The sequence below is a fragment of the Shewanella xiamenensis genome (assembly GCF_024971755.1).
GTDB classification, from domain to species: Bacteria; Pseudomonadota; Gammaproteobacteria; order Enterobacterales; family Shewanellaceae; genus Shewanella; species Shewanella xiamenensis.
In genome coordinates this window covers 1,738,709-1,753,678 of record NZ_CP079718.1, presented here as the reverse complement: position 1 = coordinate 1,753,678, position 14,970 = coordinate 1,738,709, and the positions used below count along the sequence as shown (strand labels likewise).

Genomic DNA, 14,970 nt, shown 5'->3' with positions numbered 1-14,970 from the left:
CATCGCCGAGTGCTGAATCGTCACAAACTGTTTTTTACCTTTCTGCAAGCGCAAGACTAAATCAAAACAATAACTCAATTTAGTCCTTAAGAAATCCTCTCCTGCTGCGCCTTTTGAGCCTGTTTTAAAGCCTTCTTTTCCTCCCGACGACGTTTAAAAAAGCGGCTCAATTGGTCGGCACAATCCTGCGCTAACACGCCGGATGTTACCTCAACTTGATGATTAAAAACGGGATGTTGCAAGAGATTAAGCACGGTGCCCGCGGCGCCCGTTTTTTCATCCCGAGCCCCAAATACCACTCTAGCAATACGGCTATGCACCATAGCGCCAGCACACATGGCACAAGGCTCAAGGGTCACATATAAGGTAGCATCAAGGAGTCGATAGTTTTCAACGGTTTGCCCAGCGGCGCGCAAACAGAGGATCTCAGCATGGGCACAAGGATCATGCTGACTGATAGACAAGTTATACCCAGCCGCAATTTGCTGGCCATCCTTCACTAACACCGCGCCTACGGGCACTTCACCTTCAGCCTCGGCCTTCTCGGCCATGGCCATCGCGACCCGCATCCAATGTTCATCTTGTTGATTTGTATCCACTCACATACTCAATTTATCAAGCTTAAATAATGACAGATTATATCAGCAATATATTGATAATTCATGGCGATAGCTAATCTGATGCACAAAACTATCGCCATACTATACTTGACCTAACATCCTGAACTGATACGAATATTCAAATGACTCGATACATTTGGCAGTTCTTCATTCTTATGATTAGTATGAGCTTTTCGTTCGCCATGCTATATGGCAAACCTCTCAAAGCTGAGATTAATTATTATGAGCTCAATCTTGAACTGCTACGCACTGTTATATGGTTATTTATGATGTTCTATATTGCCCATATCCGGCGTTGCAACCAAATCTACTTTTGGTTATTGACTGGTTGTGGCTGTTTATTTTTTGGAAACAATATGAATATCTTGGATGAGGTAGCCTCATTTGAAGATCATTACTATCAAGAAGTTGAAGATTTACTTTTTAACCTAGGAATAATATGCGCTTGGTTCGGCTTATATAAATTGATCCAACAACAGATAATCCGAACTCAAATACTTGATATTGCGGCGAATACAGACCCATTAACGGGACTATTAAATCGACGTAGTTTTAACCAAACATCGAATAAACCAACCAAGACTGAAGTCAATTCGTACTTAATGCTCGATATCGATTACTTTAAACAAATTAATGATAATTATGGTCATTCTGCTGGTGATGAAGTGCTTACTCAAGTCGCTGACTACATCAGGCAATGTTTACGAAAAGAAGACCGAGTTGCCCGATGGGGTGGTGAAGAATTTCTAATTGAAATCAACAATTGTAATACCGACACGGCTAAGATCATCGCCGAAAAAATAAGAGCATTAATAGAAAAAACTTATTTTACAGTTGAAAAACATGTATTACAGCTCACCGTCAGCATTGGCATTGCACATGTCAGCGCTAACAATCAAAACCGAGATGAAGTCATCAATCTTGCGGATAAAGCATTATACCAAGCCAAACATCTGGGACGAAACCGCATAGTCAGCGCTGACGAGCTGGAATAGTAAAGAATCCACCTTCTGAAGAAGGTGGCTTTGTTTTAACCCCCTAAAAGGGGGCCTTTATTCAAGAGCAAGTTGACCCTGCTCTTGCCACTCTACTTTCTCTTGATGCCTAACGTATCTACGGATTATTTCCTCGTTAATTCCAATCGAATCGACGAAGTATCCTCTCTGCCAAAAATGATTTCCCCAAAGTTTATTCTTACGTAGGTAAGGAAATTTACTGAATATTTTCAAAGCTATCTTACCTTTTAACGCCCCCATTAAATTCGATATAGATATCTTCGGAGGTACCTTCACCACTAAATGAACATGGTCAACTTGAACATTTAGCTCCATGACTATGCATCCCATTTGATGGCAATAAACCTGAATGCATCGATAAACCTCTTTTCCGACATTACCTTTCAATATCCGAAAGCGGTACTTTGGTGTCCAGACTATATGATATTGACATCGCCAGAACACATGCGATGCTTGCTCGTATCTACTCATGTTATTTGCCTCTTTTGACTTCGCTAAAAATCAAAGATGCATTTAACATGGGTAGGTATACAGGCAAAGCCTCAAATGATGATAACCACCTACTGAAGTAGGTGGTTTTGGGCTAAAAATAAAAAAGGCGCACTTGGCGCCTTTCGTTAATTAATCATGCCATTAAGACAAGCAATTATTCCCATTCGATGGTTGCAGGTGGCTTACCTGAAATATCGTAAACTACGCGGGAAATACCGTCGATTTCGTTGATGATGCGGTTTGATACGCGGCCAAGGAAATCATATGGCAAATGTGCCCAATGCGCGGTCATAAAGTCGATGGTTTCAACGGCGCGCAGTGACACCACCCAATCGTATTTACGGCCATCGCCCATCACACCCACAGAGCGAACCGGTAAGAACACAGTAAAGGCTTGGCTGACTTTGTTATAAAGATCAGCTTTGTGCAGCTCTTCGATGAAAATCGCATCGGCGCGGCGCAGCAAATCACAGTATTCTTTCTTCACTTCGCCCAGTACACGCACGCCTAAACCTGGTCCTGGGAACGGGTGGCGGTAAAGCATGTTGTATGGCAGACCTAGCTCAAGGCCAATCTTACGCACTTCGTCTTTAAAGAGTTCGCGCAGTGGCTCAACCAGACCTAACTCCATATCGTCTGGCAGACCGCCAACGTTATGGTGCGACTTAATCACATGGGCTTTACCTGTGGCGCTGCCAGCGGATTCAATCACGTCTGGGTAGATGGTGCCTTGGGCTAACCATTTAGCGTTAACGCATTTCTTGGCTTCTTCGTCGAAGATCTCAACGAATACACGGCCGATGATTTTACGTTTCGCTTCTGGATCGGCTTCGCCTTTCAGCGCGTCAAGGAAGCGGTTTTCCGCATCGACGTGAACAATGTTCAGACCAAAATGGTCGCCAAACATTTCCATCACTTGCTTGGCTTCGTTTAAACGCAGTAAGCCGTTATCAACAAATACGCAGGTCAGCTTCTTACCAATTGCGCGGTGCAGCAGCATGGCCACGACAGATGAATCCACACCACCAGACAGACCTAAAATCACTTCATCGTCACCCACTTGCTTTTTCAAGCGCTCGATGGCGTCTTCGATAATGGATGACGGCTTCCAGTTTGCGGCACAACCACAGATATCTAAGGCAAAGTGCGACAGCATACGCATACCTTGACGGGTATGGGTTACTTCAGGGTGGAACTGTACGCCGTAGAAACGTTTTTCCTCACAAGACATGGCCGCAAATGGGCAAGTATCGGTTTTAGCTACGGCCACAAAGCCTTCTGGGATCGCCGACACTTTATCGCCATGGCTCATCCATACATCCAGCAGAGACTTGCCATCGCTGCTAACGGCATCTTCAATACCTTTAAACAGGGCAGATTCGGCAAGCATTTCAATCTGGGCATAACCAAATTCGCCTTCACCCACGCCTTGGATCACTTTACCGCCAAGCTGTTCAGACATGGTTTGCATGCCATAGCAAATACCAAGAACAGGTACGCCAGCATTGAACACATATTCAGGTGCGCGGGGAGAGTTATCCGCAGTCACGCTTTCTGGGCCGCCCGCGAGGATAATGCCGTTCGGGGCAAACTCACGAATTTGGGCTTCGGTCACATCCCATGCCCATAACTCACAGTAAACACCAATTTCACGGATACGACGGGCAATCAGTTGGGTGTACTGAGATCCAAAATCGAGGATCAGTATCTTATGCTCATGAATATCGCTCATGGATAACCTTTATTTCATCTATTGTTTTAACTTAGCTCAAGACGAGAAGTGCAATCTTGAGGGCATACGGATCTTAATACCGGGGCGGCTAACTGCCGCCCCGGTATTACAAACGCTTAAGAACCTGAACGATAGTTCGGTGCTTCTTTAGTGATCGTCACATCGTGCACGTGGGACTCGCCCATGCCCGCTGAAGTAACTTTCACAAACTGGGCTTTTTCATTCAGCTCTTGGATAGTGGCACAGCCTGTTAAGCCCATGCATGAACGTAAACCACCCATATGCTGATGGATGATTTCCTTCAACTTACCTTTGTAAGGTACACGGCCTTCAATGCCTTCTGGCACAAGCTTGTCGGCAGCATTGTCAGATTGGAAATAACGATCGGAAGAACCTTGAGACATGGCGCCTAAAGAACCCATACCGCGATATGACTTATAGGCGCGGCCTTGATAAAGCTCGGTTTCGCCCGGCGCTTCATCAGTACCTGCGAACATTGAGCCCGCCATAATGCATGATGCACCCGCCGCTAACGCTTTGGCTAAGTCGCCAGAGAAACGCACACCGCCGTCGGCGATAACAGGGATACCTAATCCTTTTACGGCTTCGGCCGCATCAGAAACCGCAGTAATTTGTGGCACGCCCACACCCGTCACGATACGTGTGGTACAGATAGAACCAGGGCCAATACCGACTTTAACTGCGTTAACGCCGGCTTCAACTAAGGCCAATGCGCCTTCCGCTGTCGCCACGTTACCACCGATAATTTGTAAATCTGGGTATTTAGCGCGGGTTTCACGGATACGTTGGAGTACGCCTTCAGAATGGCCATGGGAAGAGTCAATCAGTAGCACGTCGACACCGGCTTTCACCAGCGCATCGACACGCTCTTCGTTACCCGCACCCGCACCAACGGCTGCGCCCACACGTAAACGACCTAGCTCATCTTTACAGGCGTTAGGTTTACGCTCGGCTTTCTCGAAGTCTTTAACTGTGATTAAGCCTTTCAGCTTGAAGTTATCATCAACAACTAATACTTTTTCGATACGGTGAGAGTGCATTAATTTTTGCACTTCATCTAACTTAGTGCCTTCGGCAACCGTGACTAAACGCGCTTTAGGCGTCATCACTTCTTCTACGGTTTTGCTCCAGTCAGTCACGAAACGTACGTCACGGCCAGTGATAATACCGATCAGCTCATTGGCGTCGTTGACTACAGGATAACCCGCAAAACCATTCTTAGCGGTCAGCACTTTAAGATCGGCAAGTGTGGTTGAAGGCGTTACCGTTACAGGTTGTTGAACTACACCTGCTTCGTAAATTTTAACTTTACGAACTTCTTCAGCCTGCTTTTCTATGCTCATGTTTTTATGAATAAAACCTAAGCCACCTTCCTGTGCCATGGCGATAGCAAGACGCGCTTCGGTCACAGTGTCCATAGCGGCAGACACAAGCGGAATATTCAGTTCAATGGTATTGGTCAGGCGAGTTTTAAGAATGGCGGTATTTGGGAGTACAGTAGAATGCGCAGGAACAAGTAACACATCGTCAAAAGTTAGCGCTTCTTTAATTAAACGTAGCATAGGCAACATCTCCCCAGTTGAGTAGGATTTTAGAGGTGAAATATTGCGGCGGGATTATACCTTGCATCTAGGGAGCGGTAAATGGAAAATAGTGAAAAAATCCCATTTGCGCGAGAAAACACATGCAAGTCCCTAAAAATAATATTTATACCGTCTCACGCCTCAATGGTGAAGTCAGGCAAATTCTTGAGGGGCAACTGGGTAAGATCTGGCTAAATGGGGAAATTTCCAACTTTTCAGCCCCCAGTTCAGGCCATTGGTATTTAACCCTTAAAGATCATTATTCACAAATTCGCTGCGCCATGTTTAAGGGCCGCAACCAAAGCGTTAGCTTTAAACCCGTAAATGGCCAGCAGGTGATCGTAAAAGGTGCGATTAGCGTTTACGAGCCGCGGGGCGACTATCAATTATTGATTGAGTCAATGCTCCCCGCAGGAGACGGCTTACTGGCACAACAATTTGAAGCGTTGAAAATGAAGCTCGCGGCGCAGGGATTATTTGCCGCCGACACTAAACGCCAACTTCCGAAAAATATTCAACGCATCGGGGTGATCACCTCCCCTACAGGTGCCGCCATTCGCGATGTGTTACATGTGCTTGCACGTCGTGACCCATCGATTGAAGTCATAATTTACCCGACACAAGTACAGGGTGAAAACGCGGATATGAATATCTGCCAAGCGATCAATATCGCCAATCAACGGCTTGAGGTAGATGTATTACTGCTTACCCGCGGCGGTGGCTCGTTAGAAGATTTATGGTGTTTTAACAGCGAAGCGCTCGCCCATACCATTTATAACAGCGCACTGCCCATAGTGAGTGCCGTGGGCCATGAAGTCGATACCACAATAAGCGACTATGTCGCCGATGTGCGTGCCCCCACGCCCTCAGCAGGCGCTGAACTGCTCTCGCAGGACAGTGACAATAAAAGCCAACGTTTAGCCACAGTACTTGCCCGTCTTAAACAGAGCGTAAGCCACTATCAACTCAAGCAAGAGAGACGCTTAAGCTTGCTTGAACACAGGTTGCAACGCTTAGATCCTAAGCGCACCCTACAGCAGTTTGAGCAACGTTTCGATGAAATGCAATTACGCCTCGAAGCGGCGTTTACCAATAAGCTGCATGGCTTAAGTCGCCGTCAGCAGCAACTGGCAAATCGCCTCGAGCAACAATCACCAAAACATAAACTCGCACTTGAGGCCAATCGTTTGAGCTATTTAGCAACGCGTTTGCAGGACGCAATGCAAGATACCCTCAATCAAAGCGAGCAGCGAATTAAATATGCCGCCCATCAGCTTGAAACGGTCAGTCCATTAGCCACCTTAAGTCGCGGCTACAGCATCACAACTGACAAAAACGGTGAAGTTATCACATCTGCAAGTCAAATCAGTCTTGGTGATACAATTACAACTCAACTGTCCAACGAGCGTCTAATGTCTACCGTTACTCGTCTCCCATAACATTAAGCCTTTATTATTTTGCAGTTTATTGGGGAGTATGTGACAAAAAGTGATAGGCTTTCTGCCATTTACTCTTCAAGCATTAGCTGCCACGCATGACGTGCAGCTAATAAACTAAAGATTTAGTCCTAAAGGCTAAAAATATTATCTTTATATAAACGACTAACTGTCACTTGATTCCTTTTTAAACATATTAACCAATGACCTTAAATTTTTATGTTGTGAATATTTCTTTGAATAAAGGCATATTGGCCCGAGAACATTGTTTCTAGTTGGACCATGACATACTTCTAAATTAGCATTATTACTAATCATAATGTTCGGTAGCAGTCCAATACCAACACCAGACTCAATCAAACGCTCAGCAAAATCTGGCGTATCAATAATTAACTTACGCTTAAACTCTTTGTTTCGATTTAAAGCTGATGATAAATCATGCCAATGATCCCAGACTTTTGAATGAACGAGTGTTGGACAGGGGATATCAAACTGTTGATTAACTTTTTTAGCCCAACTAAACTTCAATACATCAATAACACCCTCATTAATATATCTAGAATGACTATCAAATAACCCTTCAGTAATCACTATGTCAGCTTCTTCCTTATCCAGCCAACTTTTTATAGCTGTCAACTCGCCAGTTTTAATATGAAATAAATTATTGTTTATCAACTCATCTGTCAAATAAGGTGCAACATACTTTGTGTAAAGCCTAGGTTGAGTAACAATTACTATTGGTTCTTCTTCAAAAAAATATTCTACAACACTATCAAACTCTTTATAACTATTTACTATTTTTTCTGCAACCAAATACAGCTTCTCACCTTCTTTAGACAGTGAAACGCGGCCTTGCTTTCTAATAAATAGTATTGTATCAAGATCTTTTTCTAATTTTATTATTTGTCCACTTATATTAGGCTGCGTTGTCTCCAATATCTCCGCAGCCCGTGAAAAGCTGGAATATTTTGCTGAAAAATAGAAAGCATGAACAGTGCCACTGCTAATCATAGATTAAAAACCTTGATTTAAAATAATGACAATATAGTCAAAAACCTACTTCTGCCCAACAAAAATATCACAACACGTGTCAAAAGTAACAAATATCAAAATATGGTGAACTAGATCTACCACTAAAAATAGAAGCCAAAGTTTATATTAACTCTTTTATCCCAATCATCACCCACTTCAGGTAAACCTATGTGATCATTATTGGCGGTAGAGAAGGTCATATTTTTACCCATAATAAAGTCAATCATTGTGTAGGTAGGACCTGCAGAAATCGCCATACCAGTGACGTTTTGCATACTGTTATCGTAGCTATCGTCATCAACATCTGGCGTCATTAAACCAAAGTCGTTGTAGAACTTAATGCTACCCCAATCTGTGTTCACGGTTTTGGCAATGTTGATGTTATAGGCTTGGCCCTTAGAAGCAATTTCATACTGCCAGCTTACTACTGACACGCCAATTTTATTAGAGTCAATAGCATCTGCAGCATCGTATTCATATTGCATGGCTTGCATTTGTAAATTCCAGCCTTTGTAGCTGCTGTCTAAATGCAATGCTACGGCATAGCGATCGCCATTGTTGCCCGTCTCGCTGTTGTAGATTTGACCATACTGCACAGAGCCACCAAAGGTAGTCGAGCCGCCTTCGTATTCTGTTGTATAAGTTTGTCGCACGTTTAACTGGTTAGTCTCTTCATTGTGATACTCAGTGCCATTGATGGTACCGGTATACAAATCGGTCGAATAACGCTTGTTCTCGGTCGCACCATACTCAGCACTTTTATAAAAGGCGACATCTGTATGCCAACCTTGATTTTCATAAACCACTTTAACACCTACGTCAGAGTCATCTTCAAACCCTAAGTAATATGGCAAACCAAACCACCAACTATTTGATATTAACTCTCGATTACCAAAAGGAACCTTATTAATACCAACTTGAACTTGCAGATCATCATTTACATCATAGAAACCATAACCATGTTTAATGAAATTCGTTTTTGATGACAGTCTATAATCTGCAGATATCCCCCAGTCCCCTATTTTTCCATTTAACGTTAAAGTTGCAACATCAAAATAAAAATCCCCCCCTTTATCTTTTGAAGCTTGGTCATAATCTCTATAAGCATAGTTCGCTCTAACCGAACCGCCAAATTTAATTCCTTCATCTGGCGTATCCGCATAAATACTAAACGCAGACAATCCAACAATTACAGAAATAAACTTACATAATAACTTAATGTTCATCAATTACTCCAAAGACATTAAACTGATAGAATTATATTATTCATGGAAGAATGAAATAGTTATGCTAGGTCGACTTATAGCGTGCAAAGCATATATAAAATGCCTTGCACGATAACCATCATTTAGAAAGTAACAAAAATTATCTTGTACTGTAGGTTTTTAAAAATTTAACACCGTTATTTATATCAGGAGTGTAAATTCTATCTTTAGATACAAATGGAACATATTTACGGTATTCATGAAGAAATTCACTCGTACCATTTCCCATTTTTTGGCTATATTCTTTTGTTCTGATATCCATACCTTGTGTGGTATGCAACACCTCATAAGAGTAAATTTCATAAGCAATATCTGCAATTTTATCTAAGCGATTTGCAATTAAATTGACGTTACTAAAAGTTTCCTCAATACCAACAGATGTTGGTACGCCATAAATTGCAGCACTATTGGTCAGAGACATTGCTTCAGCATAAAGACCGGACATTGACTGTGCAATATTAGCAAAACCATCACCACCAACATTTTCCTTAGAAATTAAGTATGTTGTTAATTTTGTACGGTGACCGTCATCTAATTGGGTAGTACGCCAGGCTGAAATATGAATCACTTGAGCAAGTGCACGACTCAAAGACTCCAGCTGCACTGCTAGCTGGGTATTATCAAAATTAGAACCTGAGTTTACAAAAACATTTTTTCCACCAACCCGTAAACCATTAACATAATCGCTATTGCTGTACCATAAATCATCTCTTGCATCTGTATGCACTATTGGATTATCTGTCGTATGGTTGATTGCGGTATTGAGTAGCTCTTTTGCTTGGCGTAATTCTTCTTTCGCTGCTGCTAAGATTTGACCTGATGATCGAAAACTTAACGGGTCCTGTAAATTTCGCTTAGCATCAACACTCCAAAGATATGAACCTTTTAAATGAGATAAAATAGATTCTGCCGCTTCATGTCCCTGTGGCCATCCTTTTGTATCGACTGTATGCCATAGAAAAGGAGACACGTTACCATTTAACGCTTCTAAACTAGACGCAATTATCACAGATGATAGATCGAGCAGATGCTCCACTTTTTTCACTGCCGTAACCGATTGTGCTTCAGCTACATTACTATTTGAGAGAATTGAAATACCATCCATCCCAAATGGCTGATATTTTTTCAATCCAAGCTCTTTACGTACCTCAGCTGAAGAGCGACGCTTTCCTTGGTACATGACATCCCACTCACCCATTAAGGCTAAGCCGACATGTGTCACCATACTCAAATCATTTGCACCTTCTGAACCTCGTGAAGGAATTAATGGATAAACATCATTGTTGATATATTCCATGTAGGCATTGGCAGCCTCAACACTCATCCCAGTAAATCCAGCAGCCATCTGGTTCAAACGGATAACCATCGCCATTTTAGATTCAGCTTCAGGTAAAAATGGCTCCATCCCTGCTGCTTGAATTCGCATTTGCCGCTCATTAAATTTAATCGACTCTGAACGATTCGGCTCATTTTCGACCGAAGACCCCGCGACACGCTGGTCTTTCAGCGCACCATAATTAACCGTTAATCCATAAATAGATCGCCCATCTTCAGCTGCATCAATAGGTGCTTTATAAGACGCTCGAATACGCTCCCAACCTTCTTTCGAAATGTTAACATCTTCACCGGACTTAGATATTTCCCAAAGTTTATCTACAGTCAATGAAGTACCATCAAGCGTATGAGTTGCTGCGATTGATGTCATAGGTAATATAGCGGCTATTACAAGCGGTATAGTTTTTAATTTCATGGCAACGTCCTATTATTAGTTTAATATAAAAATACCTAGTTATTTTTCGAATCAAGATTAATTAAGAATCAACAAATAGAGTCTATTAAATTGGAATTACTTTAAATTTGGAAACTCCACTATATGGCAATCACTACATATAGCATGTGATGGTTTATGCTCTGAATGACAAGCTGTACACTCCAATGTATTCCGATAGTGAGCAGAGTCATGGGGTAATTTATCGTATTTATTTTCTTTCGTTGGAATTTCGTCCATTGTACCATGGCATCTAATACAAAAACTTGAATCTGGTCTTTCATTCGGGATACCGCTACCGTGACATGTTTTACAACTGCCACCTTTTCCCATCAACTTAAAATGATGTTCTTTAATGGGGACTCCACTTAACGTATTCTCCGTAGTGTAGGCTGATAAAGATGTCATTAATAAAGCACTAACCAAACCTAATTTATGTATATATTTCATCATTATCACCTATTACACTTTTCTAATCGCAGCTTGATTTCCTGCAATTTGTCCAAACACGAGACCATCAATAGAAGAGCAACCGCCTAATCGGTCCATTCCATGTGTACCACCAGTAACTTCACCAGCAGCAAATAAGCCTGAAATTGGTTCACAAGTGTTAGAATCAATAACCTCTGCATTAGGTGTAATAGCAACCCCCCCCATGCAATAATGTAACTTGGGTGACAATCGGATTGAATAAAATGGAGGTTTTAAAATTGTTTTCTCATCTAAAGGCTTATTAAACGGATCTTTTGCTTTACCTTGAACAATCTCATTCCATTCATTTACTGAATTTTTTAATGCATCAATATCAACATCATAACGTTTAGCTAATTCATCAAGCGTTTCTGACTTTTTAATTGCACCATCACGGTAAGCCGCTTTAAAACCTTCAGCATGATTTGCCGTTGCTTCACCACAAAATACAAATGGCATATTAGGTTTTTCTTTCGTACCTGAGGCCAATACAGCCAACTGCGCATCCGCACGAGTTCGACGGTCTGCTAATTCATTCATGAATCTCGCGCCAGTTTTAGGGTCAATTGCGATCCCTTCTGCAAAAGCATAATCCGCAAAGAAACTCGCAGGGCCTGCGCCCTTCTCATCTGGTGTAGCCCAAGGACCTAACTGGTACATGTCTAACATTACCGGCAGGGCTCGAATAGACAATAATGACTTAATCATGGTTGCTGAAGCGCCAGGCTGAGCAGTGCTTTCAAGTTCCTGATATGCAGGCATTGTTGTTTTAATAAACTGGTGATCTTGTCCCCATCCACCAGAAGCAACAATTACCCCTTTTTTAGCCTTATAAGCGAATTGACCTCTATTGGAACCACTCTTAAAATCGTATTTTTCACTGACGACAATTCCTGTTACACCACTGTCGCCACGAATAACTTCTTCAACATTCGTTCTATTTTGAAATATGATCCCAGCCTTACGAAGGTAGTTATGCATAGGAACGACAATGCCACCACCGGATGCACTTTCGGGTAAATGTGCACGTGGAGCACTATGCCCACCGAGACGAATTACCTTGTCTTGAAACTTTACGCCACATTCCATCAGCATATCGTAGGCTTTGTGCGCTTCTGTAGCTAAAGTGCGACAAAGTTCAGGATGATTAAAACCACGCCCAGCTTTAAGCATATCTTTGATCATTAATTCTGCGGAGTCTTTAATTCCTAATTTTTTTTGCATCGGCGTTAATGGCATACACATCAAGCCACCACATATAGCTGAGTTACCACCAAATGCCTCCATTTTTTCTAGCACTATGATATTTTTTATTCCTGCTTTATGAGCTGAATAAGCAGCCGACAGGCCAGCAAAACCACTGCCGATAATGATAATATCAAATTCTTTATCCCAAGCTCTTCCATAATTATCGTTCGATGCTTTAATTGGAAATGCCATAGCGGCGGTAACGCCTGTTGCTAACTTAAGGAAATCTCTTCTTCCGGCCATAATACCCTCACCCATTAAATATTCTATTTAATAATCAAAAAAATAAATTAATAGAAATAATAAATCGCAATTAATCTAATTTTTGAAATTAATTTTACTGCTAATTAAAAAATCGATAATCTTGTAAGCAACATTTAAAATAGGCTAACAATTATCACGATGTATGAGCATATTATTTTTATTAAACATTTGTTAATGTGACTAACGACCGCCATTTATGTCCATAAGTTTTTCTTATAATCTGAGCGTGATCTAGATCTATCTATAGGAAAAGTCGTGAGATAAATATTGATGATTAACTGTTTAGCATCAGACAAAAATTTAGTGTAAACATCAAATAACGTCTTCAGTTCAAGAGGGGTAACTTAAAGATTTTCTGAATTAGCTAATACATTATTTGATATTAATTTCCAAATAATTATTGGAAAGTGTTAAGGCTATTTATGACCGTTCAGTTAAAAAAAAGGAACCCTAGGGTTCCTTTTCTATTGATTCACTTAAATAAATGACTCGGTTTTTCGTTTGAGTCTTATTTTGCCTTGCGGTCTTTAATATGACTCAAGGCACGTTTACGGCGACGCTCTTGGCTCATGGTCAGCTTTTCCACTTTGTTTTCAAACGGGTTATCACCCTCTTGGAAACGCAGTTGGATTGGCGTACCGACCACTTTTAATGAACGGCGGAAGTAGTTCATCATGTAGCGCTTGTAAGAATCCGGTAGCTTGCTGACTTGGTTACCGTGAATAACCACGATTGGCGGGTTATAACCACCGGCGTGGGCGTATTTCAGTTTCACACGGCGACCGTTCACCAATGGTGGCTGATGGTCATCCTGCGACATTTGCATAATGCGGGTCAGCATTGAGGTGCTCACGCGGCGAGTCGCACTGTCGTAAGCTTCTTCAATCGACTCAAACAGATGGCCAACACCCGTGCCATGCAGCGCCGAAATAAAGTGAATACGGGCAAAGTCGATAAAGCCTAAACGACGGTCGAGTTCACTCTTAACACGGTCTTTAATGCCTTGGTCGATGCCATCCCACTTGTTAACGGCAATCACTAACGCGCGGCCTGCGTTTAGGGCAAACCCTAATAGGCCAAGATCTTGCTCGGCAACGCCTTCACGGGCGTCGATGATAAGTAACACCACGTTAGCATCTTCAACCGCTTTGAGGGTTTTAATCACCGAGAACTTTTCAATCACTTCATGGACTTTACTGCGGCGACGTACACCAGCAGTATCGATAATCACGTATTCGCGACCATCGCGTTCCATCGGAATGTAAATACTGTCACGAGTGGTGCCAGGTTCGTCATAAACCACCACACGCTCTTCACCTAAGATACGGTTGGTCAGGGTCGATTTACCCACGTTAGGTTTACCGATGATGGCGAGTTTGATCGGTAAGTCCTGTAGACGCTTTTGCTCAGCTTCGGCTTCTTCTTCAGTGTACTGACGCTCGTCAACTTCTTCCTCTTCGCCTTGGCGCTCAATGCCCATGGCTTCAGCGTAAGGAGTTAAGGCGTACTCAATCATATTGGTTACACCGCGACCTTGGGCGGCAGCCATTTGATAGACTTCACCTAAACCCAAAGACCAAAATTCGGCGCAGGCCGAGTCGGCATCAATACCGTCAATCTTGTTAGCCACCACAAAGGTGGTTTTTTGGCGGCTACGTAAATGCTGAGCGATAGACAAATCCGCAGCGGTTAACCCAGCACGCGCGTCGGTCATAAATAAGACTACATCGGCTTCTTCGATAGCGGCAAGGGACTGCTCGGCCATCTTAGTTTCGATCCCCTCTTCAGTGCCGTCGATACCGCCGGTATCCACCACGATAAACTCATAGCCGGATAAGAATGCTCGACCATATTTACGGTCACGTGTTAGGCCAGGAAAGTCAGCAACCAGCGCATCACGCGTACGCGTAAGGCGGTTAAATAAGGTGGATTTACCGACGTTCGGCCGACCAACAAGGGCCACTACAGGGATCATGATTTCGCCTCTAAAAAACTTTTCAATAAAAAGCCCCCGGAACACAC

12 protein-coding genes are annotated in these 14,970 nt (G+C 42.6%); 2 read left to right on the top strand and 10 right to left on the bottom strand.

Annotated features, from left to right (window positions below; all coding sequences use genetic code 11):
* Positions 1-86: 86 nt before the first annotated feature.
* The gene (gene tadA / locus KXJ80_RS08880) at positions 87-599 is read right to left on the bottom strand and encodes a tRNA adenosine(34) deaminase TadA (RefSeq protein ID WP_144375230.1); all 513 of its coding nucleotides are present in this window, start codon (positions 597-599) and stop codon (positions 87-89) included.
* 377 nt (positions 600-976) lie between these two features.
* Between tadA and KXJ80_RS08875 the strand changes: the two genes are divergently transcribed.
* Positions 977-1,615, top strand: coding sequence for a GGDEF domain-containing protein (locus tag KXJ80_RS08875; RefSeq protein ID WP_172588201.1), 639 nt, complete (start codon positions 977-979; stop codon positions 1,613-1,615).
* A gap of 57 nt (positions 1,616-1,672) precedes the next feature.
* Here the strand turns inward: KXJ80_RS08875 and tnpA are convergent, their stop codons facing one another.
* The 3 genes from tnpA to guaB form a co-directional block, all read right to left on the bottom strand.
* Positions 1,673-2,107, bottom strand: coding sequence for an IS200/IS605 family transposase (tnpA, locus tag KXJ80_RS08870; protein ID WP_259474645.1), 435 nt, complete (start codon positions 2,105-2,107; stop codon positions 1,673-1,675).
* A 175-nt stretch (positions 2,108-2,282) separates the two neighbouring features.
* Positions 2,283-3,860, bottom strand: coding sequence for a glutamine-hydrolyzing GMP synthase (gene guaA, locus KXJ80_RS08865; protein ID WP_037420668.1), 1,578 nt, complete (start codon positions 3,858-3,860; stop codon positions 2,283-2,285).
* A 116-nt stretch (positions 3,861-3,976) separates the two neighbouring features.
* Positions 3,977-5,443 (bottom strand): IMP dehydrogenase, encoded by a 1,467-nt coding sequence (guaB, locus tag KXJ80_RS08860; protein ID WP_140907529.1) that lies wholly within the window; start codon positions 5,441-5,443, stop codon positions 3,977-3,979.
* Between the two features lie 122 nt (positions 5,444-5,565).
* On the opposite strand from guaB, the gene xseA reads away from it, so the two are divergent.
* Positions 5,566-6,903 carry an exodeoxyribonuclease VII large subunit gene (gene xseA / locus KXJ80_RS08855; RefSeq protein WP_259474657.1) on the top strand — a complete coding sequence of 446 codons (1,338 nt, stop codon included), beginning with the start codon at positions 5,566-5,568 and terminating at the stop codon, positions 6,901-6,903.
* Positions 6,904-7,065: 162 nt separating this feature from the next.
* On the opposite strand, the gene KXJ80_RS08850 is transcribed toward xseA, so the two are convergent.
* The 6 genes from KXJ80_RS08850 to der form a co-directional block, all read right to left on the bottom strand.
* Positions 7,066-7,911: a LysR family transcriptional regulator gene (locus KXJ80_RS08850; RefSeq protein ID WP_259474656.1), complete on the bottom strand. Its 846-nt coding sequence runs from the start codon at positions 7,909-7,911 to the stop codon at positions 7,066-7,068.
* Positions 7,912-8,033: 122 nt separating this feature from the next.
* Complete coding sequence (locus tag KXJ80_RS08845) at positions 8,034-9,158, bottom strand: putative porin (protein WP_259474655.1); 1,125 nt, start codon at positions 9,156-9,158, stop codon at positions 8,034-8,036.
* Positions 9,159-9,297: 139 nt separating this feature from the next.
* Positions 9,298-10,947, bottom strand: a complete 1,650-nt coding sequence (locus KXJ80_RS08840) for an HAL/PAL/TAL family ammonia-lyase (RefSeq protein WP_047534051.1) — start codon at positions 10,945-10,947, stop codon at positions 9,298-9,300.
* 96 nt (positions 10,948-11,043) lie between these two features.
* A complete protein-coding gene (locus KXJ80_RS08835; protein WP_052183958.1) occupies positions 11,044-11,418 on the bottom strand; it encodes a cytochrome c3 family protein in 375 nt (124 codons plus the stop codon).
* A 9-nt stretch (positions 11,419-11,427) separates the two neighbouring features.
* A complete protein-coding gene (locus KXJ80_RS08830) occupies positions 11,428-12,942 on the bottom strand; it encodes a flavocytochrome c (RefSeq protein WP_231570468.1) in 1,515 nt (504 codons plus the stop codon).
* A gap of 514 nt (positions 12,943-13,456) precedes the next feature.
* Positions 13,457-14,923 carry a ribosome biogenesis GTPase Der gene (gene der / locus KXJ80_RS08825; RefSeq protein WP_037420678.1) on the bottom strand — a complete coding sequence of 489 codons (1,467 nt, stop codon included), beginning with the start codon at positions 14,921-14,923 and terminating at the stop codon, positions 13,457-13,459.
* Positions 14,924-14,970 lie beyond the last annotated feature (47 nt).